General features: G+C 33.0%; 19 protein-coding genes. 9 read left to right on the top strand and 10 right to left on the bottom strand.

What is annotated here, in order from left to right; all coding sequences use genetic code 11:
* Positions 1–58 precede the first annotated feature (58 nt).
* The 4 genes from HM981_RS04335 (at position 59) to HM981_RS04320 (ending at position 5,397) form a co-directional block, all read left to right on the top strand.
* Positions 59–730, top strand: a complete 672-nt coding sequence (locus HM981_RS04335) for a succinate dehydrogenase cytochrome b subunit (protein WP_179337345.1) — start codon at positions 59–61, stop codon at positions 728–730.
* Positions 731–744: 14 nt separating this feature from the next.
* Positions 745–2,757: a fumarate reductase/succinate dehydrogenase flavoprotein subunit gene (locus HM981_RS04330; RefSeq protein ID WP_179337344.1), complete on the top strand. Its 2,013-nt coding sequence runs from the start codon at positions 745–747 to the stop codon at positions 2,755–2,757.
* A gap of 10 nt (positions 2,758–2,767) precedes the next feature.
* A complete protein-coding gene (locus HM981_RS04325) occupies positions 2,768–3,514 on the top strand; it encodes a succinate dehydrogenase/fumarate reductase iron-sulfur subunit (protein ID WP_179337343.1) in 747 nt (248 codons plus the stop codon).
* Between the two features lie 110 nt (positions 3,515–3,624).
* Positions 3,625–5,397 carry a MutS-related protein gene (locus tag HM981_RS04320; protein WP_179337342.1) on the top strand — a complete coding sequence of 591 codons (1,773 nt, stop codon included), beginning with the start codon at positions 3,625–3,627 and terminating at the stop codon, positions 5,395–5,397.
* 2 nt (positions 5,398–5,399) lie between these two features.
* Here HM981_RS04320 and HM981_RS04315 read toward each other — a convergent pair whose 3' ends face one another.
* The 3 genes from HM981_RS04315 to rplU all read right to left on the bottom strand — a co-directional run bounded on the left by HM981_RS04315 (position 5,400) and on the right by rplU (position 6,761).
* Positions 5,400–5,648: a GldM family protein gene (locus HM981_RS04315; RefSeq protein WP_179337341.1), complete on the bottom strand. Its 249-nt coding sequence runs from the start codon at positions 5,646–5,648 to the stop codon at positions 5,400–5,402.
* 178 nt (positions 5,649–5,826) lie between these two features.
* Entirely contained in the window at positions 5,827–6,087 is a 261-nt protein-coding gene (rpmA, locus tag HM981_RS04310) for a 50S ribosomal protein L27 (protein ID WP_179337340.1), read from the bottom strand.
* Positions 6,088–6,128: 41 nt separating this feature from the next.
* The gene (gene rplU, locus HM981_RS04305; protein WP_179337339.1) at positions 6,129–6,761 is read right to left on the bottom strand and encodes a 50S ribosomal protein L21; all 633 of its coding nucleotides are present in this window, start codon (positions 6,759–6,761) and stop codon (positions 6,129–6,131) included.
* Positions 6,762–7,049: 288 nt separating this feature from the next.
* On the opposite strand from rplU, the gene HM981_RS04300 reads away from it, so the two are divergent.
* Positions 7,050–8,378: a M16 family metallopeptidase gene (locus HM981_RS04300; RefSeq protein ID WP_179337338.1), complete on the top strand. Its 1,329-nt coding sequence runs from the start codon at positions 7,050–7,052 to the stop codon at positions 8,376–8,378.
* Between the two features lie 19 nt (positions 8,379–8,397).
* Positions 8,398–10,479 (top strand): M16 family metallopeptidase, encoded by a 2,082-nt coding sequence (locus tag HM981_RS04295; protein ID WP_179337337.1) that lies wholly within the window; start codon positions 8,398–8,400, stop codon positions 10,477–10,479.
* Positions 10,480–10,540: 61 nt separating this feature from the next.
* Here the strand turns inward: HM981_RS04295 and HM981_RS04290 are convergent, their stop codons facing one another.
* Entirely contained in the window at positions 10,541–11,413 is an 873-nt protein-coding gene (locus tag HM981_RS04290) for a DMT family transporter (protein ID WP_179337336.1), read from the bottom strand.
* A 95-nt stretch (positions 11,414–11,508) separates the two neighbouring features.
* On the opposite strand from HM981_RS04290, the gene HM981_RS04285 reads away from it, so the two are divergent.
* Entirely contained in the window at positions 11,509–12,024 is a 516-nt protein-coding gene (locus HM981_RS04285) for a cation transporter (protein WP_179337335.1), read from the top strand.
* A gap of 80 nt (positions 12,025–12,104) precedes the next feature.
* Here HM981_RS04285 and HM981_RS04280 read toward each other — a convergent pair whose 3' ends face one another.
* The 3 genes from HM981_RS04280 to HM981_RS04270 form a co-directional block, all read right to left on the bottom strand.
* Positions 12,105–12,476: a hypothetical protein gene (locus HM981_RS04280; protein ID WP_218846273.1), complete on the bottom strand. Its 372-nt coding sequence runs from the start codon at positions 12,474–12,476 to the stop codon at positions 12,105–12,107.
* 75 nt (positions 12,477–12,551) lie between these two features.
* Positions 12,552–14,009: a DUF5689 domain-containing protein gene (locus HM981_RS04275; protein WP_246286103.1), complete on the bottom strand. Its 1,458-nt coding sequence runs from the start codon at positions 14,007–14,009 to the stop codon at positions 12,552–12,554.
* Positions 14,010–14,052: 43 nt separating this feature from the next.
* Entirely contained in the window at positions 14,053–16,815 is a 2,763-nt protein-coding gene (locus HM981_RS04270) for a carboxypeptidase regulatory-like domain-containing protein (protein WP_179337333.1), read from the bottom strand.
* Positions 16,816–16,954: 139 nt separating this feature from the next.
* Here HM981_RS04270 and HM981_RS04265 point away from each other — a divergent pair, with 139 nt between their 5' ends.
* On the top strand, positions 16,955–18,016 hold the full coding sequence (locus tag HM981_RS04265) for an endonuclease/exonuclease/phosphatase family protein (protein ID WP_179337332.1): 1,062 nt from the start codon (positions 16,955–16,957) through the stop codon (positions 18,014–18,016).
* Positions 18,017–18,093: 77 nt separating this feature from the next.
* Here HM981_RS04265 and HM981_RS04260 read toward each other — a convergent pair whose 3' ends face one another.
* Both HM981_RS04260 and pbpC read right to left on the bottom strand, forming a co-directional pair.
* Positions 18,094–18,534, bottom strand: coding sequence for a hypothetical protein (locus HM981_RS04260; RefSeq protein WP_179337683.1), 441 nt, complete (start codon positions 18,532–18,534; stop codon positions 18,094–18,096).
* A 50-nt stretch (positions 18,535–18,584) separates the two neighbouring features.
* Positions 18,585–20,936 (bottom strand): penicillin-binding protein 1C, encoded by a 2,352-nt coding sequence (pbpC, locus tag HM981_RS04255; RefSeq protein WP_179337331.1) that lies wholly within the window; start codon positions 20,934–20,936, stop codon positions 18,585–18,587.
* A gap of 79 nt (positions 20,937–21,015) precedes the next feature.
* Here pbpC and HM981_RS17555 point away from each other — a divergent pair, with 79 nt between their 5' ends.
* Positions 21,016–23,463 (top strand): T9SS type B sorting domain-containing protein, encoded by a 2,448-nt coding sequence (locus tag HM981_RS17555; RefSeq protein WP_179337330.1) that lies wholly within the window; start codon positions 21,016–21,018, stop codon positions 23,461–23,463.
* Positions 23,464–23,515: 52 nt separating this feature from the next.
* Here the strand turns inward: HM981_RS17555 and HM981_RS04245 are convergent, their stop codons facing one another.
* Positions 23,516–24,367, bottom strand: a complete 852-nt coding sequence (locus tag HM981_RS04245; protein ID WP_179337329.1) for an SH3 domain-containing protein — start codon at positions 24,365–24,367, stop codon at positions 23,516–23,518.
* Between the last annotated feature and the right edge of the window lie 57 nt (positions 24,368–24,424).

Below are 24,424 nucleotides of genomic sequence, written 5' to 3'. Positions count from 1 at the left end.
GTTGGGAAAATGTTAATTGCGCTGTATCTTTGTTAGACTAAAATAAACTAGATTTACAATGAGCGGAATTCTAAATTCGTCGATTGGAAGAAAGTTTGCCATGGCACTTTCGGCACTCTTCCTAATGATTTTTGTACTACAACATTTTGTTATTAACCTTTTTTCTGTAATAAACCCGGATACTTTTAACGAAATATCTCATTTTATGGGGACGTTTTGGGTGATTCAATATGTTATACAACCTATTTTAATTATTGGTGTTATTTTTCACTTTGTAATGGGTTTTGTATTAGAAATCAAAAACAACAAAGCAAATGGTGTTAAATATGCTAAAAACAATGGTGCTGCCAATTCTACATGGATGAGCAGAAACATGATTTGGAGTGGAGGTTTTATCCTAGCATTCTTAATCATTCACTTTATTGATTTTTGGATTCCAGAAATTAATACAAAGTATATTGTTGGAGATATGACTGGAATGCACAATGGTGAGTTCAGATATTTTCATGAATTACAAGAAAAATTTGTTCCACTTTGGAGAGTTGCATTTTACATCGTAGGTTTTGTGTTTTTAGCACTTCACTTATTACATGGTTTTGACTCTGCATTTCAATCTACAGGCGCAAATAACAAATACACAAAAGGATTACAGGGATTCGGAAAAGCTTACGCGATTTTAGTTCCATTAGGATTTATTTTCATTGCGTTATTCCATCACTTTACTCACTAAAAAACATATCTAATATGGCTTTAGATTCAAAAGTACCAAAGGGTCCAATTAAAGATAAATGGACAGATTATAAAAATAAAATTGATTTAGTAAACCCAGCCAACAAACGTAACATTGATGTTATTGTTGTTGGTACAGGTCTTGCTGGAGGTTCTGCTGCTGCAACTTTAGCGGAATTAGGTTATAATGTAAAAGCATTTGCATATCAAGATTCACCTCGTAGAGCACACTCAATTGCTGCTCAAGGAGGTATTAATGCAGCAAAAAATTATCAAGGTGATGGTGATTCTACTTACAGGTTGTTCTACGATACTGTAAAAGGTGGTGATTACCGCTCTCGTGAAGCAAACGTTTACCGTTTAGCTGAGGTGTCTTCTAATATTATTGACCAATGTGTGGCGCAAGGTGTTCCTTTTGCACGTGATTATGGTGGATTATTAGATAACCGTTCGTTTGGTGGTGTTTTAGTCTCTAGAACATTCTACGCTAAAGGTCAAACAGGTCAACAATTATTATTAGGAGCTTATTCTGCAATGAATAGACAAATTGCTCGTGGTAAAATTGAGATGTTTAACCGTCACGAAATGCTAGACGTTGTTATTGTAGACGGAAAAGCAAGAGGTATTATTGCTCGTAATTTAATTACTGGTGAAATAGAAAGACATTCAGCTCATGCTGTTGTTATTGGTTCTGGTGGATACGGAAATGTATATTTCTTATCAACAAACGCTATGGGTTCTAATGCAACTGCAGCTTGGAAAATACATAAAAAAGGAGCATATTTCGCAAATCCTTGTTACACACAAATTCACCCAACATGTATTCCGCGTTCGGGAGATTACCAATCGAAATTGACTTTAATGTCAGAATCATTACGTAATGATGGTCGTATTTGGGTTCCTAAAAACATGGAAGATGTAATGGCAATTAGAGAAGGTCGTAAAAAACCAACTGATCTGTCAGAAGATGAACGCGATTATTACTTAGAACGACGTTATCCTGCATTTGGTAACTTAGTGCCTCGTGATGTAGCATCGAGAGCAGCAAAAGAACGTTGTGATGCTGGTTATGGTGTAAACGCAACTGGTGAAGCAGTTTATTTAGATTTTGCTTCTGCTTTTCAACGTTATGGAAAAGAGCAAGCTAAAATTCATAATTTAGATAATCCTACTAAAGAAAAAATAATTGAATTAGGTCAAGCTATCGTAAAAGAAAAATACGGTAACTTATTTCAAATGTATGAGAAGATTATAGATCAAAATCCATACGAAACACCAATGATGATTTACCCAGCAGTACATTACACAATGGGTGGTGTTTGGGTAGATTATAACTTAATGACTACCATTCCTGGATGTTACTGTATTGGTGAAGCTAATTTCTCTGATCACGGTGCAAACAGACTTGGAGCTTCGGCCTTAATGCAAGGTTTAGCAGATGGTTATTTTGTATTGCCTTATACAATTGGTGATTATTTATCTGATGATATTAGAACTGGGGAAATTCCAACAAATACTAAAGAGTTTGATGATGCTGAGAAAGAAGTTTCTGAGAGAATTAATTTCTTTGTAAACAATAAGGGAACAAAATCTGTCGATTATTTCCATAAGAAATTAGGGAAGGTAATGTGGGACAAGGCAGGAATGTCTAGAAACGCAGAAGGCTTAACTGAAGCAATGGTAGAAATTAAAGCGATTAGAGAAGAATTTTGGAAGGAAGTTTCTGTACCAGGAACAGCTAATGAAATGAATACTGAGCTTGAAAAAGCAGGTCGTGTTGCCGATTTCTTAGAATTAGGAGAATTATTCGCAAAAGATGCTTTAGTAAGAGCTGAATCTTGTGGTGGTCACTTTAGAGAAGAATCTGCAGAATTAGATGGTCCTCAAAAAGGTGAAGCAAAACGTAATGATAAAGATTTTGCGTTTGTATCTGCTTGGGAATATAAAGGAGAACCTGCTGATGCTGTTTTACATAAAGAAGAATTAGAATTTAAAGATATTGAACTAAAACAACGTTCATACAAATAAGAAAGACGATATGAATTTAACACTTAAAATTTGGAGACAAAAAGACTCACAAGCTAAGGGTCAAATGGTCGATTATAAAGTAACTGAAATTTCAGAACACATGTCTTTCTTAGAAATGATGGATGTTTTAAATGAACAGTTAGTAAACTCTGGTGAAGAACCTGTAGCCTTTGATCATGATTGTCGTGAAGGAATTTGCGGAATGTGCTCAATGTACATCAATGGTGAAGCTCATGGACCTGACAGAGGAATTACAACATGTCAGTTACACATGCGTATGTTTAATGATGGTGATACAATAACAATTGAGCCATTTAGAGCAGCAGCATTTCCTGTAATAAAAGATTTAGTAGTAGATAGAATGGCTTTTGAGCGTATTCAACAAGCAGGTGGTTACATTTCTGTAAACACTTCTGGTAATACACAAGATGCTAATAATATTCCTATTTCTAAACATGATGCTGATGAAGCTATGGATGCAGCAACTTGTATTGGTTGTGGTGCTTGTGTAGCAACTTGTAAAAACTCTTCTGCTATGTTATTTGTTGGTGCAAAGGTGTCTCAATATGCATTATTACCGCAAGGACAAGTAGAGGCTGCAGATCGTGTTCAAAACATGGTAGCGCAAATGGATCTAGAAGGTTTTGGTAACTGTACTAACACAGGAGCTTGCGAAGTAGAATGTCCTAAAGGCATTTCTCTAGAAAATATTGCACGTATGAATCGTGAGTATTTATCAGCGACTCTAAAAGGTTAAGCCTATTAAATATCTTCTTTTAGTGAAGACGTTAAATGATATATAAATCCCAAGCATAATTATGACTTGGGATTTTTACTTTTCTTATATTTCGCATTTAAAATCGCATCATGCAAAATCCAAATACATTTTATAAAGAACAATTAGAACGTAATCAAATTGAATCTAAACGTATATTTAAACAACTAAGCCTGTTGAGTATTACGCGGCTTTCAGTTTTTGTTCTTACTGGAATAGGGATCTACTTTACCTATCTGAATTGGCAAGTTGCTGTTGGAATTGGAGTTGTAGGAATGGCAGTTTTTCTTTTCCTCTTATCTAGATATACAGATTTAAAGTCGAAAAGGGATTTACACAAACGACTAATTACAATCAATGAAGATGAATTAAGAATTGCAAAAGGCGATTTTTATGAGCGACCAGATGGTTTAGAATTTCAAGATCCTAAACATTTTTTTAGTCTTGATATAGATTTATTTGGAAAAGGTTCTTTCTTTCAATTTATGAATAGAACAGCTGTAAAAGAAGGTGCTCAAAAACTAACAGAAAATCTATTGTCTAACGATATTACTAATATCAAAGAACGTCAACAAGCCATACAAGAACTAGCAGCATTACCAGAATGGAGACAAAACTATTCGGCCATTGCACAAGGTGTTGAGATAGAACATTCGGCAGCCTCAATTATAACTTGGTTAAAAGACTACAAGCCTTTTTTAGGAAAAACACAATATGGTTTAACTATTATATTTAGTATCGCTTCATTGGTACTTATAGGCTTAGGAATCGCAGAAATAATACCGATTTCTATTGCTGGTTATTGGCTGTTTTTAGGTCTTGGAATTACGGGTAGCTATTTAAAACAAATCAATAATTTAGCCCAACATACCGAAAGAGCAAAAGACACTTTTAGACAATATGCTTTATTACTAAAAGCGATTGAAGGTTCAGAATTTAATTCAGAATTATTAAAGTCTAAACAAAAAATGATTCAATCAGAAGGTTTAAAAGCTTCTGAGATATTCTCGAAATTCTCAAAGGTTTTAGACGCTTTAGATAATCGAAACAATCTGATATCGGCGGTTTTTGGAAACGGTTATTTACTTGTAGATATTAGAACGAGTTATAACGTTGAAAAATGGATTACTGAATATTCAGATAAAGTAGACGATTGGTTTGAAGTGGTTACCTTCTTTGATGCGTTTAATAGCTTTGGAAATTATGCGTTTAATAATCAAGATTTTACCTACCCAATTCTAACAGAAGAGCCTATGACTATTTTAGCCGAAGAATTAGGACATCCGTTATTAAATGCTGAAAAGCGAGTTGATAGTGATTTAAAACTAGAAGAAGAACAATTCTTCATCGTAACAGGTGCAAACATGGCAGGTAAGAGTACCTTTTTAAGAACTGTAGCACTTCATATTGTTATGTCTAATGTTGGATTGCCTATTTGTGCTAAACAAAGTAAATACAAGCCAATTAAACTTATTACAAGTATGCGAACAACAGATTCGTTAACGGATGATAGTTCGTACTTCTTTAGTGAGCTTACGAGATTAAAGTTTGTTGTAGATACTATTGAAAATGATAAAAATTATTTCGTTATTCTAGATGAAATTTTAAAAGGAACCAACAGCACAGATAAGGCTATTGGGTCACGAAAATTTGTAGAAAAATTAGTAAAGCTGCATGCTACAGGAATCATTGCTACACATGATTTAAGTCTCACGGAAATTGAAACCCAATTAGAAGCTGTAAAAAATTACTACTTTGATGCTGAGATTATAAATGATGAACTCTTTTTCGATTACAAATTAAAACAAGGCGTTTGCCAAAATATGAATGCGAGTTTTTTATTGAAGAAGATGGAGATTATTTAAGGCTATTTTATAATTGTAATCGAAATAGGATCTAAGCTTTCTCCAGATTCTAATTTGATGTCAAATAAAATAACAGTATCGCCGACTTTAGATGTAGAGGCGTATTTTCTAGCTTCAGCATTAAGTTGACTACCTTTTATAGCAACAGTTTTTTGTTTAGGAACTTTGAATTTAAATTCTGCTATCGCTTTATTGTCTAAAGCTTTACAATCAATAGTTAGTTTTTTTAATGTAATTGTGTTTTTTGTCATTTCAATATTACAATTACTAGTCGTGCTTTTTGCTTGTGCGTTTATTTGCAGAGAAGCTAAAAGAAAAAGACAGATGGCAAAATATTTCATAAGAATTGATATTAGTGCCGTAAAAATAAATAAAAAACCCTCTCTATAAATAGAAAGGGTTTTTACAATTTGTTAAGAAATGAATTTCTTAAGCCTCAAAAGGCTCAATAGAAACGTAAGACTTGTTGTCTTTTTTCTTAGTAAATTTTACTAGACCGTCAACTTTAGCGTGTAAAGTGTGATCTTTTCCTTGGTATACGTTCTCAGCTGGGTGATGTGTATTACCACGTTGTCTTAAAATGATATTTCCAGCAATAGCAGCTTGTCCACCAAATATCTTAACACCTAAGCGTTTTGATTCTGATTCTCTACCATTCTTCGAACTACCAACTCCTTTTTTATGAGCCATGATCTAAGGTTTTATATTGTTATACTTAAGTAGTTATGCAATTAAGCCTTACCACCATCTAATTCGTCTTGCCATTTTTGAAGCTCGTCCCACTTACCATCAGCAGCTAATTGTGCTTGTGCTGGCCAAGTGTCAGTAACATGGTTACCACGAACTCCTGCGATAATTTCAGAAATTGCTTCTGGTGTAGCTTTAGCTAAATCAGAAAAAGTAGCGATACCAGCTTCTACTAAAGTAGTTGCAATTTTTGGTCCAATACCTTCAATTTTCTTTAAATCATCAGCTTTACCAGTTGCTTTTTTAGGAGCAGCTTTTGGTTCAGCTTTTTTAGTTTCTTTTTTCGGAGCTGCTTTTTTAGCTCCAGAAGTAGCAATACTTTCAATTACAATTTCAGTTAAAGATTGTCTGTGTCCATTCTTAACACGGTAACCTTTACGTCTTTTCTTTTTGAAAACTATTACTTTGTCACCTTTAAGGTGCTTCAAGACTTTCGCACTAACTTGTGCTCCGTCTATAGCTGGGGCGCCTAAAGTAATATTGTCACCATCACCAATTAAAAGAACGTTATCGAAATCTACTTTCTCACCTTCTTCTATTGCTAAACGGTTAACAAAAACTCTTTGGTCTTTTTCAACTTTAAATTGATGCCCTGCTATCTCTACAATTGCGTACATAGCGTAAACGTTTTTATTAATTTGTTTATAAATAAATTGCTTTCTTCTCAGAAAGCGGATGCAAATATACTTCTAAATTCTTAATAGGCAAACGTTTTAAGCGTTTTAGGCTCTTTAATTTTAAATTCATGAATAGTGAAAGTAAAATAACTAGCATAAGGTGTCAAAATTTAGATAGATTTCACCTTTTATTATAAAAAATCTTTAATTCATTGCTTATTTTTGTAACAATCTGCATTAACAACAGACAAACACTTGAATCAATTTTAATTATTAAACAAAACTACAATGAAAAACTATTTACTGGCTTTGACTTCTTTGTTGTTTATAGGCCATCAGGCTATAGCGCAAGAAGTTAAATTTGAAGAATTTGACTTAGACAATGGATTGCATGTTATTCTTCATCAAGACAACACTGCTCCTGTAGTAATTACATCAGTTATGTATAATGTTGGAGGAAAAGATGCGGGAGGAACCGCTGAAGCACCTCGTACAGGTTTTGCTCACTTTTTTGAACACCTTTTATTTGAAGGGTCAGAAAATATTGCACGTGGTGAATTCATGAAAATCATTCCTGCTAATGGAGGAAGATTTAACGCAAACACGTCTCAAGATAGAACTTACTATTATGAGGTTTTTCCATCTAATAAACTAGAATTAGGTTTATGGTTAGAATCTGAGCGTATGTTACATCCTGTTATTGACCAAGTAGGTGTTGATACACAGAACGAGGTTGTTAAAGAAGAAAAACGTCAGAGATACGAATCTCCTTATGGTAAAATATTTGAAACTTTAGGATCTAATCTTTTTAAAGTGCACCCTTATAAAGATCCAAATATTGGCTTTATGAAAGATTTAGATGCTTCTACTTTAGAAGAGTTTAATACTTATTTTAAAGATTATTATGGACCAAACAATGCTGTTTTAATTGTAGCTGGAGATATTAACCCTAGTGAAACTAAAGAATTAGTAAAAAAATACTTTAGCGAAGTTAAAAGAGGACCTGAAGTTGTTAGAAACTTCCAAAAAGAAACACCAATAACAGTTACAGAAAAAGCAAAAGCTTACGATAAAAACATTCAAATTCCTGCTATCCTTGCAGCATATAGAACACCTGGATTTGGAACAAAGGATGCTTATATTTTAGATATGATTTCTTCATATTTAAGTGGTGGTAAAAGTTCTGTACTTTATAAAAAATTAGTAGACAATCAAAAACAAGCTTTAGCCGTACAAGCTGTTAATATTTCGCAAAAAGATTATAACATATTTGCAATGTTTGCACTTCCACTTGGTGAGGTTACTTTAGAGACGTTATTAGCTGAAATAGATGAAGAAGTTGTTGAAATGCAAACGAATTTAATTTCTGAACGTGATCATCAAAAATTAATTAATCAATTTGAAAATCAATTTGTAAATGCAAATTCAAGTATTGAAGGTATTGCTGGATCATTAGCAACATATTATTTATTATATGATGATGTAAATTTAATTAATAAAGAAATTGAAATTTACAGATCTATTACAAGAGAGGACATTCAAGCAGTAGCTAAAAAATACTTAAGTCCTAATCAACGTGTTGAAATTGAATACTTACCACAAACAGACGAACAATAAGATGAAAATTATATATAATATGAAAACGAAATTATCAGCATTTATTTTACTGTTCTTAATATCAGTAGTAAGCGTAAATGCACAATTAGATCGCTCAAAGCAACCAAAATCAGGACCAGAACCATCTATTTCGTTAGAAGTTCCTAGTGAATTTGAATTGAAAAATGGGTTAAAAGTTTTAGTTGTTGAAAACCATAAACTTCCTAGAGTTACTTATTCTTTAAATATTGATAATAATCCTGTTGCTACTGGTTCAAAAGCTGGTATTGAAAGTCTTATTGGAAGTATGTTAGGTAACGGAACTACAACTATTTCTAAAGATACCTTTAATGAGGAAATCGATTTTTTAGGTGCTAGTTTAAACCTTGGTATTAGTGGTGGTTTCGCAAGAACACTTTCTAAATATTCTGAAAGAATTTTAGAATTAATGGCAGATGCTGCTATTAATCCTTTATTAACTGAAGAAGAATTCGAAAAAGAAAAAACAAAACTTATCGAAGGCTTAAAGACAGAAGAAAAAAGTATTGATGCTATAAGTAGTCGTGTAGGAGCTGCATTGTTATATGGAGCAAAACATCCTTATGGAGAGTTTGTTACAGAAGAAACAATTAATAATGTAACTTTTGGTGATGCTCTGGCGTATTATGAAAAGCACTTTAATCCAAATAACGCTTATTTAGTTATTATAGGTGATGTAAATTATAAAGATGTAAAAAAGCAAGTAAAAAAGTATTTTGGTGATTGGGAAAAATCAGTAGATGTCACAAATACTGTTCCTGCTGTTAGTCCAAATGCACAGTACACACAAATTAATTTTGTTGATTTACCTAATGCATCTCAATCTAGTATTGCAATTAAGAATACTGTAGATTTAAAAATGAATGACGAAGATTATCACGCAAGTATAATTGCTAATAGCATCTTAGGTGGTGGTGGTGAAGGTTATTTGTTTAAAAATTTACGTGAAGATAAAGGGTATACATATGGTGCTTATTCTAGTTTAAGAGCAAATAGATATGGAGCAGGAAGTTTTAATGCTACAGCTAAAGTAAGAAACATGGTAACTGATAGTGCTGTTGTTGAAGCGATGAAAGAAATCAATCGTATTAAAACAGAATCAGTAGATCCTCAGATGTTAAAAGATACCAAAGCAAAGTATGTAGGTAACTTTATTATGGGATTAGAAGATCCTCAGACTGTAGCACGTTATGCTTTAAATATTAAGCTTAATAACTTACCTGAAGATTTTTATACTACGTATTTACAAAAAATTAATGCAGTATCTGCAGAAGATGTAATGCGTGTAGCTAATAAATACATTAAGCCTGAAAATGCGAGAATAGTAATTATTGGTAAAGGAAGTGATGTTATAGAAAATCTTGAAAAAACAGGTATTCCTATTAAGTATTACGATAAGTTCGCTAATGCTACTGAAAAACCAGTTTTCTCTAAACCAATACCAGCAGGTGTAACAGCTGAAACTGTTGTTAGTAAATATGTAGCAGCAATTGGAGGTGAAGCAAATCTTAAAAAAGTTAATTCTCTTTTAATGAATGCAAACGTTGTTATTCCAGGAGCTCCTTACAAGCCAACGGCAATTATGAAGCAAATGGTACCTAATAAATCTTCTATGGAATTAAATATAGAAGGTATGGGAACTGTAATGAAGCAAAGCTTTAACGGTGAAACTGGCTACCAAGAGGGTCAAGGTCAAAAAGCACCTATGGATGATAAGACTTTAGCATCTAAGAAAGCTGAAAAAGGTTTATTTTCTGAATTATATTTTGAAGCGTCTGCATTAGCTTTAGAAAGTGTTGCTACTATTGAAGGAGCAGATGTTTATAAAATTAAAGTAACTAAAGGAGATACTTTTGAATATAGATATTACAGTGTTGATTCTAGTTTATTAGTAAGAACGGAAGAAACAGCAGAAGCTGGTGGACAAACTGTGACTACCATAACTGATTTTAAAGATTATAAAGATGTTAACGGTGTTATGATGCCTTACAGTTTTAAAGTTGCTACAGGACCACAAGTCTTTGAGTTTAATATAACAGATATTAAAGTTAATGAAGGTGTAACTGCTGCTGATTTTAACTAAGCTTAGAAAGCAATAAATTACATAAAAAAAACCGAAGCGAAAGCTTCGGTTTTTTTTATATCTATTTTTTATGAGATAGATAGACACCAACTAAAATAAGTAAGGCGGCTATACCTTGAATAAGACTAAAGGCTTCGCCATCTAATATCCCCCATGTCAGTGCTACAATTGGCATTATATAAGTTACTGAAGAGGCAAAAACAGGGGTTGATAATTGTACCAACTTAAAGAAAATTATTTTTGCTAACGCTGTTCCAAAAAAAGCGAGAATACAAATGTACATGAGTGCTTTTGGTAAAGCAGGATTACTAAATGTTTCCGCTGTAAAGAAATCACTAAATAACAGTACAATTAATGCTGGTAATACGATAAATACATAATTTCCAGTGGCAATGGCTAAAGGTTTTACATCTTGTAAATACCGTTTTATAATATTTACATTAGCGGCATACATTACAGTTGATGCAATAACAAAACCGGCATATAAATAATTTTGATTCGGGTTTAGTTCAGAGCCCTTTAATATTAAAATTGCGGTACCAATAAATCCAATAACAACACCCAAAACTTGACGCTTAGTCGACGTAATTCTAAAGACAGCAAAACCAAGCAAGATGGTATTTAGTGGAACAAGTGAATTTAATATGGAAGTTACAGCACTATCAATTTCGGTTTCAGCAATGGCAAAAAAGAAAGCAGGAATAAAAGACCCTAGCATACCAGAGAGAAAAAGCCATTTCCATTTAGACTTTGGTATTGTTTTGAGTTTATTAAAACCGAAAGCTAACAATAAAATACCTGTAATTATGGTTCTTAGTGCTCCAAGCTGATAAGCTGTAAGACCTAAAAGTGATTTTTTAATTAAAATAAATGAACTCCCCCAAATAACAGAGAGCATTAAAAGATATATCCACTTAATGTTAGGGCTTTTCATAAAAAGGCTTTAAAAAGAATCACAAAATTCGTTAATTCCTTTACAATGAACGTCAATATTCATTAAATTTATGCAAAATTTAATAGTTAGAATCAATGAAGACATTAAAGACATTAAGTATCGTAGCTATTATGGCTTTCGTTTTTACCTCTTGCAAAAACGAAACTCAGCCAGAAGTAAAAACTGTAGATATAGAAAAGACTAAGAAAGATGTTGCTACAACATTAGATCCAAATGCGACGTATGCTAAAGTGGAATTTGGTATAGATGGTATGACTTGCGCTATGGGTTGTGCTAAAACCATCGAAAAGAAAATGGCAAAAATGGAAGGTGTAAAATCTGCAAAAGTAGATTTTGATAATCGTTTAGCTATGGTAGAATATGATGAAGCTAAAGTAACTCCAAAGTCTTTAGAAGAAGCTGTTGGTAAAGTTTCGGATACTTATAAGGTTAAAGATATGCATGCAGTAGATGCTTTTGGTGCAGAGAAGAAAGCTTGTAAAGCAGACTGTAAAGAAGCGTGTTGTGCAAATAAAACAGATGCTGAAAAAGTAGCTTGTAAAGCAGATTGTAAGAAAGAGTGTTGTAGTAAAGCGAAAAAAGCTAAATAACTTACACTTAAATAAATAATAAAAAAAACGCTATCCTTTTGGGTAGCGTTTTTTTATTATAGTACTATTTGTAAGTTCCGTTATTGTACTTGAAGCAATATAGACGCAATAGCTAAGCATCCTATAGGTAGTATCCATAATAAGTATATAGATGTATCTGTGCGGCGCGATTTAGCGTTAAGCATCATTCTTTTTTTGCCATTATAGCGCATCCAGTTTTTAGCGATCACAAATAGGGCAATTATAGTAAGCAAAACCCAAAACTTTGTAGAAGACATCAGTTGCATTTTCATCTGACTAGCAAACCCCATCAAAAAGGCTGCTAAAGCAAGCACAATAGAGAGTTCTAGAAAATTAATATATAGAAGTGCTATGGTTAAACTTTGTTTACCAAGCGTCTTTTTATAATGATTTAAAATTGTGATATAATACGTGTCTAAAATTGATCCCATTTTAAGTGACTTGTTAAAAATACAAAACCTGCTAATTGTACAATCAGCAGGTTTTTTGTATAAAATTATTAATTATTAGTTTTCTCCTAAAATCTTATAATTATCTATTTCAAATGTTCCATCGATATCTCCACTACTTGGAAAACCACCAATATATTTAAATGCAACATATGCCGTACCAGAATAAGAACTTAAGTTAATCAATCCAGAATCAATCCAGTCTTCATAATAAACATCAGCACCTACTACTGTAGCAGGAAGTGCAGTCCATGTAGCTGTCGCAACATTTGCTGTTGTACCATCCCAATCCGTAGATATTAAAACTTGTAATTCGCTCTCATCAGAAAAACTATTTGAAGATTGGAAATTAACAAATTCTGTACTTTGAGCATCTAAATCAATAGATGGGCTAATTAACCAAGCAATGTTTACATCTGTGTTAGAGTTGTAAGCGCCCATTGAGGCAATAGTATTACCAGGTCCAGGGTTTCCTGCGTCAGTTGTTGTTAAAGCTCTCCAGTTGTATGTTCCTACTTCAGCGTAAGACGTCCAACCATTACTTGAAATTGCAGATCCAGTAGACATACCTTCAAAATCTTCTTCGAAAATAGTAGCGAAATCTCCAAGGTCTAATAAAGAACATCTAGCACCTTCCATTGCTACATCATCAACAGAATTTAATGCTAAAATAAAACTAACAGCATCGAATGTTTTACTAACAACAGCTTTTATTGTACCGTTTCCTGTTGGTAAATCAAATGCTTTGAAAGAAGAAAAAGAACTTGTTTCTAATATAAAGGTATCATAACCAAAACCATTACAAGATTGTAATGTTCTTGCTGTATCATAAACTTCAATTGGATCAAAATACTGTAATCCAGCTAAGTTATCAGCGAACTCAACATTATCAACCTGGACAAACATACCTACATGTTGATCTGTAATTTCAGAAAAAGAAAGATTTAAAGGAATAATTTCTTCAGAAGTACTTGAACGTAATACGTTTTGAGCAATTTGATTAAAGTTTAATGATGTTACTGTACCACCAAATTGATCGAATTCTGGTGTAGCACCAATAGTGTAAACGTTACTACCTGTACGTTCTTCACCAATATAAAGTCCTGTTAATTTAACGTAAACTTCTCTTCCTTTGTTAAATTGATTGTAATTATCTACTTGGTCTAAAGTGATTTTCATTGCGCTAGTTGGATTTTCTGAACTATTTTGAATGTATAGTTCTTTATAGAAATTTCCTGTTCTATCACTTGATGAAATATAACCTTTGATGTAGATGTCATTTTCTACTTCGTAAGGAATAGCGTCGTCATTATCTCCATCATTATTTGGGTCAGAGTCATATAATGCTTTAGCGTAATCAAAAGAAACCTCTGTAGAAGTCGCTAATAAATCTTGAAGCGCTTTATTTTCTTCGTCTCCTAAGCTACCAGGAACAGTATAGTCGTCATCTTGCACACAAGAGGTAATAGTAACAGAAGCTATTACAACTAGGATTAATTTTAAAAATTTATTCATTTTCATAATTTGTAATAATTATTAATTAATTTTTCTTTTTTTTTTAGAATCTTACGTTAAAGTTAACAAAATAATTTGCACCACGTCCATACCAGTATTTAGAACCAAATCTAGGATTGCCATCTGCATTGTCATCTCTTAACTCTGCGTAGTTAGCATTTCTACCTTGTTCAAAACCACCAGTTTTATATACTACATCTAGTAAATTACCAACACTAGCAAACACACTAATGTAATACTCGCCTACTTTCCAAGACTTACCACCAACAAGGTTTACTACCATGTAATCGCTAATTTCTTCTTGCTTCAATAATTCTGTAGCTAAATCTTCATCATAATCGTTTACAGGTAACCCATCTGAACCTAAGTAGAAGTTTTCTGTTCTTGTCAATGCATTTACGTCAATATAAGCATTAGAAAAGAAGTTTGCTGTTGCTCCAAACCACCAGAAATCAGGATCTCTATATTCAAAGCCTATAGAAGCAGCTCTTTGAGGTCCTCCTGCAAGTTTATAATCTTTTAAGTTTGCTTTTCCAAAAGGAATAGATCCATCTGTAGTATTAAAACTAGCTGATGTTAAATATAAATCTGGATTGTTATCATAAGTATACTGACCAATTGAAGCTGCACCTTTTAATTTAATAGTTGGTGTTACTTGTGCTTCAATACCCAATTCTACTCCTAAGTGTTTTTTGTCTATACCTTGTAAAACTTCTTGAACAAAGGCAGAGGTATCATTATCATCAATATCGTTTCCACCACTTAAGCCATCTGCATAGTAAAAGCCTACTTCGTTAGCATCTGCTATTTTAGTATAGAATCCAGTAACTTTAGCCGTTACTATTGGTGATCTAAAAATATAACTTGCATCAAAAGAACTTACTTTTTCTTCAGTAATATTTTTTACAACGGTATGATTTTCTCTAGAGTTAGAGAACGTGTTACGTAAGTTTGGTGCTCTAGTAAGGTAACCTCCATTAACATCAATTAAATGTTTTCCAGAAATTTTATAAGTGAATCCCGCTTTTGCGCCAACACCTGTAAAAGAAATTTCGTCTCCTTTACCATAAGATAAATCACCTAAGAATCTACTATGTTCCCATAAACCTTCTCTTTGGTATGTTGTACTTGTAATGTTACCCGATAAATAGAAATCAAATTTGTTGTACTTAAACTGACCTTGAGCATATGCAGAAAGAACATCAGCATATAAGTTATAGTTATATCTGTATTTATCTCCTTCACCTACAATTCTACCTCCGTTTCGGTTATCGTATTCAAAACCATCGAAAGAATCTACATTTAATAAACCAACATTAGATCCTAATAAATCGATAACTTCACCAAAATTTTCTGATTTTAAATTTTTGTAGTTTACGGCACCATTAATAATAATGTTGTCAGTAATTTCAGAAGTAAATATAGAGTTAACCGTTAGTTGTGTATCATCTGCTCTGTCTTCATATAAAGCGTAAGCCGACGTAATATCATTAATATTGTTTGTAACGTTAGCATCGATTAGTCTTTCCCAATCAATTTGGCCATCGTCTAAAAATCTTTGCTCTGCTAAATAAGCTCCTGCAAGATCATCTCTTTGTTCATGGTAACTTGGTAAAAGTTGGTAGTATGCAGCACTTGGGTTTCCACCACCACTGTAATCTATTCTACTATTTCCTAATTTACCAAATTGGTAACCAACATTAGTGTTTAATTTTGTTTTAGAAGAAATGTCCCAATAATGGTTTAACATAAAGATAGGCTCTTCAACTTCTTTAATTCTAGAGTTACGTTGTTCTCCATCTAAGCTTCCCCAATATTCATTATATTTAATCCCTTTAAGGTCATAAATTTCTTGCGTGTTTGGTGAAGATTTCCCTCTTCTATTTGGTGTATAAACAGATGTAAAGTTTATGCTATGTTTTTCGTTTATTTTCTTTTCTACAGAAGCAAAAAATGAATTAGAATCATATAATGTTGCGTCTACAAAACCTTCATCTCCCCAACGTCTTCCTATCATTAAAGCGTAAGACCAACCACCATCTAATAAACCAGAAGCATAACTTGCCATAGCACGATTAGTATAACTTCTATTTGAAGAAGATAATGTAATTCTACCACCTTTTCTATAAGAAGAAGCTCTAGTAATAATATTTGATGTTCCTAATACACCACCAAAATTGTATTCAGAAGGAGTTAAGCCAGATGTTAATACTTGATTACGCATCATGTCATTTAAGCCTCCCCAATTACTCCATTGTGGTCTTCCATTATAAAGTTTGTTCATTTCAATTCCGTTCATTAAAACAGAACCATTGTCAGAATCTAAACCTCTTACTTTAAAGAATGAAGAACTAAATTCGAAAGCTGCTGTTCTTTGGAATATATCTAACGATGAAGATAGTAATCCAGAAATGTTATCCGCACCACTTGTATCATCATTAAGTTCATCATCAGATAATGTAATTGTAAACATGTCCTGAACGTCTGAAACATCGATATCTAAGGTCATGTCCGTAATATCTACAGTTTGTCCTTGGTTTACGATAATAGGGTAACGTTTAGTTTCATAACCTGTTTTTGAAATTTTTAAAACCTGTTCTCCTAACGGTACGTCGCTAGAAAAAATAAATTCTCCAAACCCATTAGTTAATGTAGTTTGTTGAGTTTCTTCGATTGTAATAGTTACATCAGGTAATGGTTCTGAAGATGCAGCATCTTTTACGCTACCTTTAATAATGGTACTTTGTGCCATCATGGTAAAGGAAGAAAAAACTCCAAATAATAAAATAATTAAACTTTTTTTCATACCAAATTTTAAGTTAATAATGTCTGTGTTTTAAATAATTGAATTATTTAAGCTGTGCAAATTAACATTAATTTATAATAAATATCTACTTTTGGTCTAAGATTTGTAATATCCTTAATGTAAATTTAATATAAGCTAAATGAAAATTTTTAAGATTAATTTGATTGTCGCGTTGCTTTGTGCTTCGGTATGTATAAATGCACAAGAAAAGAAAAAGTATAAGATACATACTGTAGCATTTTACAACTTAGAGAATCTATTTGATACCATAAATGATACTACAAAGTATGATGAGGCAAGTCCTATTATGGAAATGAATGAGGCTTTAAGAGGGAAAGCTTATAAAAATAAGCTTCATAATATGGCAACAGTGGTTGCAGATATTGGACAAGCTGATACAAAAAATTCACCTGCTGTTATAGGTGTTTCTGAGGTAGAAAATAGACAGGTACTTATGGATTTGGTTAATGAGCCAGAATTATTAGATAAAGATTATGGTATTATTCATTTCGATTCCCCAGACAAAAGAGGGATTGATGTTGCATTATTATATCAAAAAGCACTTTTTAAACCTATTGATTCAAGTTCTCATGAATTACTTATATATGATGATTCTACAAGAGAACGTGTATATACGAGAGATCAGTTGTTAGTGAGTGGTGAATTAGATGGAGATTTAATTCATATTATAGTTAATCACTGGCCTTCTCGAAGTGGAGGTGAAGCAAGAAGTAGATTTAAACGTGTTGCTGCAGGTAAATTAAATAAGCGAATTATTGATTCTTTACAATCTATAGATCCTTATGCTAAAATTATGACTATGGGTGATTTCAATGATAACCCTACTAATGATAGTATGAAAAAGGAAATAAAAACAGAAGCAAATAAAGATAAGGTAAAACTTAAAGGTATTTATAACCCGTATGAGAATCAGTTTAAGAAAATGGGTTTAGGAACAACCGGCTATAGAGATGCTTGGAGTTTATTTGATATGATATTGATTTCACAACCATTTTTAGAAAAGGATTATTCATCATTCAGGTTTTATAAAGCAGGTATTTTTAATCAAACGTACTTAACTAATAAAGAAGGACGTTATAAAGGGTATCCTTTAAGAATGATTAATGCAGGACTTTCAGGCGGTTATAGTGATCACTTTCCAGTATATATTTATTTGATTAAGGAAGATACTAAACATTAGTAAACTAAAAGTTACAATATAAAAAAAGCGTCTTGAAATTATTTCAAGACGCTTTTTTTTATGTGTTGGTTTTAAATTTAAAACCATAAACCCCATGGAATTTTTGCTAGTACTAAAACTAAGGCTAACGTATAAAAAATAGCTAGGAGCTTAAATTTTGGTCTGGAGGTTAATTTCTTTTTATGTTTAGAATAGCCAATAGTAAGTAAGGCAACAGCAATAATCATTGTAAGTGGATGCTCAACAATAAGATTCCTTAGTGGCTTATTTGCCATTAATTCACTCATGCCACCAATCTCTTTAATGGTTCCAAAATAATCCTTTGTGAAAAATAAAATAATACCTAGCAATAATTGAATGTGCATTGTAATAAGCGCGAATAATGAAATTCTAAAATCTTTAGCATCAAATTCTTTATCACCAAAAAATTTAATAAGTGCGTTAAAAGTGGCAAGAACTAAAACTAATAGAACGAGATAAGCCCATTTTGAATGTATAAACTGAACAATTTCCATAATTAATAAGTTGATTTATTTCTGCAAACATAACGATTTGTGCTTGAATGATCTTAATCTGAAATCGTAATTTTATGTTTCAGTTCGTTACCTAATTCATCTATAACTGTAATGATGTGTTCTCCAGAAGGTGGTAAAACAGCCATATCGTGAATGTCTTTTGTACTGCCAATATATTTACTGTCAATATACCAATGGATTTCTAATTGGGGTTTAGAATGGGCTACTTTTAAGATGACATCATTAATATTACCATCAAAATCTTTAGGTAAATAAATGGTACTCTGCTGATTTGGGTATATAAATTCCATTGAAATTCTTGAAGCCTCTGTGCAGTCAACTCTATAAGGTGGTACAACTTTGTAAAAGGGGTTTTTAGATTTGTAATAATAGGCTTGTAACGGAGGAAGTATAAACCATGGTTTGGTGTTTATGTTTGAAACCGATTCGCAAGACGAATTTACCTGATAACGTTCCAAAGCATCTAAATGAACTAACTTATGAAAAGGACAAGGTTCTGTTTTCTGTCCACTTGTTTGAATATACCGCAGTTCTGTATCATCACAAATTGAAGATGCTCTATAACCACTTTTTTTGCAGATATTCACCTCTAACATTTCGTCATAAGGTGTCGCAAACCAATCACTTTTTGGTAATACATCAAAGACATCAAATAGAATTGGAGCAGCCGTTTGCACACCAACCAAGCCTGGTCGTCCTTCTCCATCTGCATTGCCTACCCAAACACCAACCACATAATCTTTTGTTGTGCCAATAGCCCAAGCATCTCTAAAACCAAAACTCGTTCCTGTTTTCCATGCAATTTCTTGCGAAGAATCGTAAAACTCCCAACTCTCGTCACTTTGTGGTCGGTTTACCTGTTTCATACTTTCAAAAGTTAGAAATATGGAAGCGGCATCAAAAACCGTTTTCTCATTGGTTAGTTTTCCGAAGTTAACGGGCTGCTTAAAATTATAAGTGGGTTGAATAAACTCTTTGGTGTAATACTGACTAGAATTGTTATTAAAATGATTTAAAGTTGAAGCCATTGCAGCATAGCTTTTACACAAATCCCATAAGTTACTTTCTGCACCTCCAAGTACTAATGATAATCCGTAATGATTAGCATTGTATTTTAAATCCTTTAATTTAAGTTGTTTCAAATAATGATAAAACCGATCCAACCCAAAATCTTGAAGCATTCTAACGGCAGGAACGTTAAGAGAACGCGATAAAGCTTCATTTGCAAACACAGCACCATCATATGAATTATTAAAATTTTTAGGTTGATAACTGCCAAATTGAGTTGGTATATCCGCGACCAATGTATTTGGTAGCAAATCGCCAGCATCTAACATAGAAGCATATAAAAACGGTTTTAAAATACTACCTGTACTTCTTGGTTTATCAATAATATCCACGCTTTTTTGATGCGCATTATCTGTTGGGGAATTGCCAACATAAGTTAACACTTCTCTAGTGTGAACATTTAATACTAGTACCGAAACGTTATAAATTTCATTCTGCTTCAGCCGATTGTAGTGCTGCTTAACAATGGCATTAGTTTGTTTTTGAAGCGCTGTTTTTAATGTGGTTTTAATACGTTCGCCTTTATATCTTTTAGCAACTTTTTGAAGTAGATGAGGTGCTATTTGTGGCAAAGGATATGGTTTTTTTGGTAAACCTTCAGCAATAGATAACTCGTAGGTTAGTGTATCAATGGTGCCATTTTGATTTAGTTTTTTTAATAATCGATTGCGTTTATCTAGTAAACGCTGTTGATTTTTCCCAGGGTAAATTAAACTTGGTGCATTAGGTAAAACAGCCAAAGTGGCACTTTCTGCCCAAGATAAATCGGAAGCGTTTCGATTAAAATATCTCCAAGCAGCTGCGTCTATTCCTACGACATTACCTCCAAATGGAGCATGACTAGCATAGAGATTTAGAATTTGGTCTTTAGATAATCTAAATTCTAACCGCGTTGCTAGAACAAGCTCTTTTAATTTCTCAAAATACGTTCGCGATTGTCCTTTCCGTGACAATCTAATAACTTGTTGCGTTATCGTACTTCCTCCACGTTTTATAGTGCCAGAACTTAAGTTGCCTTTTAAAGCTTTAAATATTGAAATAGGATTAAAACCAGGATGTTTGTAAAAATATTCATCTTCAAATTGAAGAATACAAGTTTTAAATTTATCAGGAATACTATCACTTGCTGGGAACCTCCATTGTCCGTCTTTTGCTATCAATGCTCCTAGTAATTCATCAGATTGACTTGTGATAACTGTGGTAGTAGGATCTTTAAATAATTGTTGAGGTAAACAGAAATAATATGCAATCAGTAGAGCAATAAGCACTACAGATTTAATTTTATTTTGTTTAAAACATCTAATTAACCTATACATAAACTATACAAAAGGGGTTTCTGCGTTCTTTTCATTGAACTAACGAATTTATTACACAAAGTTATCTATATATTTAAACGTGCAAAATTCAATATTAGATCTCAAAATACTCATAATTTTATGTTTTTCTTTTTTTACAAAGGAGTTGCATGCGCAATTAGGATTTTGTCAAGGAAATTCTGGTGATCCTATTTTTTCTGAAACCTTTGGTTCGGGAACAAATTATGGACCAGCCTTGTCTTCAGGAACTACAACTTATACATATGTTAATTCTGGAGGGCCACAAGATGGTGAGTATACAATTTCTCAGAACACCTTTTTTTATGGGTGGAATTTGCCTAGTGATCATACTGGAGATGTTAATGGAAAAGCGCTTATCGTAAATGCGAGTTTTACAACAGGTGAGTTTTATAACATAGCAGTTAGTGGCTTATGCGAAAATACAACATATGAATTCTCGTCTTGGTTAATAAATATCTTACCAATTTCGGGTTGCGGAGGGAATGGAATACCTGTAAATGTTGAGTTTCAAATTTGGGATGATACAAATACAAGCCTTTTAGCAAATGGTGATACAGGAGATATTTATAGTTCTTCTACTCCTAATTGGGAACAATATGGTTTGGTGTTTCAAACGTTGCCTAGTCAAACTTCCGTTATCTTAAAAATAATTAATAATGGAGCAGGTGGTTGCGGTAATGATTTAGCTATAGACGATATTATCTTTAAAAGTTGTGGAGACTTAATAGCAACAGAAGATAATGGTACAGGGAATTCTGTTGTGATTTGTAGTACTCAAACCCCTTTTTCAGACACCATTACAGCGGTTCCTGATAATACTGTTTTTAGTACTCATTTTTACCAATGGCAAGTGAGTAATGATGGAGTTAATTGGACTGATGTCGCAGGAGAAACAAATGCCTCTATAGGAGTATCTGGAATTACGACAACGACTTATTATAGAGCGAAAGTTGCAGAGTATGCTGCAAATTTGAACAATTCTGATTGTTTAACGTTTTCTGATGTTTATGAGATTATTGTTAATCCAGCTCCACCGATGCCAATATTAGAATGCTGGGAAACTGCAACATTTGATGATTCGTCGTGTAGTTGGACAGTTGTTGGAACACAGCCTATTGAGCCAACAGGTTTGGAGTGTTGGGAAATAACGTCATTCAATAGCACAACTTGTACTTGGGATATTTCAGGAACACAACCCTTACAACCAAATTTAGAGTGCTGGGAAATAGCAACCTTCAATGATACCACTTGTTCATGGGATGTTTCAGGAGAGCAACCAACACAACCAAATATTGAGTGTTGGGAGACTATCATCTTTAATGCGACAACATGTACTTGGGATATTTCAGGAACACAACCCTTACAACCAAATTTAGAGTGCTGGGAAATAGCAACCTTCAATGCTACCACTTGTTCGTGGGATGTTTCAGGAACACAACCAGCACAACCAAATATTGAGTGTTGGGAAACTACCATCTTTAATGCGACAACATGTTCTTGGGATATTTCAGGAACGCAATCAGTACAGCCCACTTTAGAGTGCTGGGAAATAGCAACTTTCAATGCTACCACTTGTTCGTGGGATGTTTCAGGAGTGCAACCAACACAACCAAATATTGAGTGCTGGGAAACTACCATCTTTAATGCCACAACATGTGCTTGGGATATTTCAGGAACGCAACCAGTGCAACCAAGTTTAGAGTGTTGGGAAATAGCAACCTTCAATGATACCACTTGTTCTTGGGATATTTCTGGGACACAACCTGTTCAACCAGCTCTAGAATGTTGGGAAACAGCAATATTTAATAATACAACGTGTAGTTGGGACATTACAGGAAATCAACAAATAGATTTTATTGATGAATTCTTAAGCTTCTGTGCAGGTGATGAGGTAACCATGCAGGCAGATTCAGATTTAGTAAATCCTACTTACCAATGGAATTCAGGTGAAATCACTGAATTTAAAACAGTTGATGTTGCCGGAACTTATGTTGTTGTAATTACTGACGGCTGTTTTACAATTGAGAAAACGATTTATGTAGAACAAACACAAAGTCCAGTAATTGAAAAGATAGTGTCTGATGGTAGTTCAATTATTGTAAACATGTCTAATTCTGGTGATTTTGAATATTCCTTAGATGGTATTTTATTTCAATTTAGTCCTGTATTTTCTGGTATGGATGGTGGTTCATATACCATTTATGTAAAAACACTTGATTGTGATATTGTTGTAGCAATGGATCATTTTCACTTTTTTATTCAAAAATTTATAACACCAAATGGTGATGGAGATAATGATTTCTTTTCTTTAAACATAGCTCAATACTTTACAACTTCCGAAGTTTATATTTTTAATCGTTATGGTAAATTAGTATTCTCAGCGATTAACAGAAATGTCTTTTGGGATGGGACTTTTAATAATGAAGATTTACCAACGTCAGATTATTGGTATCGTATTGTTTTAGACGGAAAAGAAATAGTTGGACATTTTAGTTTGAAGCGTTAAAATATAAACCTGACAGATTTTTGAGACCTATCAGGTTTTATTAATTGTTGTATTAACAGCCATTAGCCATATCAAACTCAATCACTTTTTCGGTGATATTATCTTCAGAATCTGTTAAAATAATTTTTAGAAAAACCCGATTTGTAGACACTCCAACAGGATAATTCTTAATGTTTTCAATAGTCTTAAAATAGTTTAGCCAATCTTCGCCACATTGGTCAATAACTTCTGTTTTTAAATCTTCAATAGATGTTTTAATAAAATTTTTCCAGTCGTTCTCTGTGTAAGTTAAAGTTTCAAACGTATTTGATTTAAGCTGCTTTAATGGCTGCCATTGCGAATCAAAATGTTTCCAATCCTTGGAGTCACATTGAGGATTAGCACTCATAAAAGACATGCTATTTTCATAACGCTGAAAAATGTTAACACTTTTATAATCGTTTTCTACTAATACAATCTTTTTTCCTTCTGGAGAATCAGTTAAATCTACATTAATAGAAATAGAATCATTCTTTTTTAGATTATGTATTCTTTTATAATCACTTGTGGCGAGGTTTTTAATTTCTATTTGTAGTTCATCCAAATCAATCCTAATTGTTTTAGCAATTTTATCTGGTGATAAGTAGCCATTAAATACATAACCAATATGGTTTCTAGTTTCTACCTTTACCCATTCTCCACTTACTTTTTTACCACCATCGAGAATGACTAATTTATGATCTGTTTTTTCTAGGACTCCAATAGCTTCGCCATAAGCTAATTTGCTTAGCATTTTACCGCTTACATCTGGTTGATCTCTAAGTGATAATCCACTTTCTGCAGCGACGTACGCTTCTTGTTGTGCGCTAAGTATTGCGACATTCAATAATAATCCAATGGCTAAAATTTGCTTTAAAATGTTCATAGTTTTTTAAATTTAAGGTTAAACAATTTAGCGGTTTGTTTATTGGGTCCTTGCCTG

It is taken from the genome of Winogradskyella ludwigii (assembly GCF_013403985.1).
Lineage (GTDB): Bacteria > Bacteroidota > Bacteroidia > Flavobacteriales > Flavobacteriaceae > Winogradskyella > Winogradskyella ludwigii.
Note: the sequence above shows the minus strand (reverse complement) of the source record. Positions and strands in the feature narration are given on the sequence as shown.

What these genes read in the sequence shown, in the direction of transcription:
- pbpC (WP_179337331.1), bottom strand. Translation starts at nt 20,936, where the DNA reads ATGTATAGGTTAATTAGATGTTTTAAACAAAATAAAATTAAATCTGTA.
- HM981_RS04265 (WP_179337332.1), top strand. Translation starts at nt 16,955, where the DNA reads ATGAAAATTTTTAAGATTAATTTGATTGTCGCGTTGCTTTGTGCTTCG.
- HM981_RS04330 (WP_179337344.1), top strand. Translation starts at nt 745, where the DNA reads ATGGCTTTAGATTCAAAAGTACCAAAGGGTCCAATTAAAGATAAATGG.
- rpmA (WP_179337340.1), bottom strand. Translation starts at nt 6,087, where the DNA reads ATGGCTCATAAAAAAGGAGTTGGTAGTTCGAAGAATGGTAGAGAATCA.
- HM981_RS04245 (WP_179337329.1), bottom strand. Translation starts at nt 24,367, where the DNA reads ATGAACATTTTAAAGCAAATTTTAGCCATTGGATTATTATTGAATGTC.
- HM981_RS04290 (WP_179337336.1), bottom strand. Translation starts at nt 11,413, where the DNA reads ATGAAAAGCCCTAACATTAAGTGGATATATCTTTTAATGCTCTCTGTT.
- rplU (WP_179337339.1), bottom strand. Translation starts at nt 6,761, where the DNA reads ATGTACGCAATTGTAGAGATAGCAGGGCATCAATTTAAAGTTGAAAAA.
- HM981_RS04275 (WP_246286103.1), bottom strand. Translation starts at nt 14,009, where the DNA reads ATGAATAAATTTTTAAAATTAATCCTAGTTGTAATAGCTTCTGTTACT.
- HM981_RS04285 (WP_179337335.1), top strand. Translation starts at nt 11,509, where the DNA reads ATGAAGACATTAAAGACATTAAGTATCGTAGCTATTATGGCTTTCGTT.
- HM981_RS04280 (WP_218846273.1), bottom strand. Translation starts at nt 12,476, where the DNA reads ATGGGATCAATTTTAGACACGTATTATATCACAATTTTAAATCATTAT.
- HM981_RS04335 (WP_179337345.1), top strand. Translation starts at nt 59, where the DNA reads ATGAGCGGAATTCTAAATTCGTCGATTGGAAGAAAGTTTGCCATGGCA.
- HM981_RS04325 (WP_179337343.1), top strand. Translation starts at nt 2,768, where the DNA reads ATGAATTTAACACTTAAAATTTGGAGACAAAAAGACTCACAAGCTAAG.
- HM981_RS04270 (WP_179337333.1), bottom strand. Translation starts at nt 16,815, where the DNA reads ATGAAAAAAAGTTTAATTATTTTATTATTTGGAGTTTTTTCTTCCTTT.
- HM981_RS04320 (WP_179337342.1), top strand. Translation starts at nt 3,625, where the DNA reads ATGCAAAATCCAAATACATTTTATAAAGAACAATTAGAACGTAATCAA.
- HM981_RS04300 (WP_179337338.1), top strand. Translation starts at nt 7,050, where the DNA reads ATGAAAAACTATTTACTGGCTTTGACTTCTTTGTTGTTTATAGGCCAT.
- HM981_RS04295 (WP_179337337.1), top strand. Translation starts at nt 8,398, where the DNA reads ATGAAAACGAAATTATCAGCATTTATTTTACTGTTCTTAATATCAGTA.
- HM981_RS04315 (WP_179337341.1), bottom strand. Translation starts at nt 5,648, where the DNA reads ATGACAAAAAACACAATTACATTAAAAAAACTAACTATTGATTGTAAA.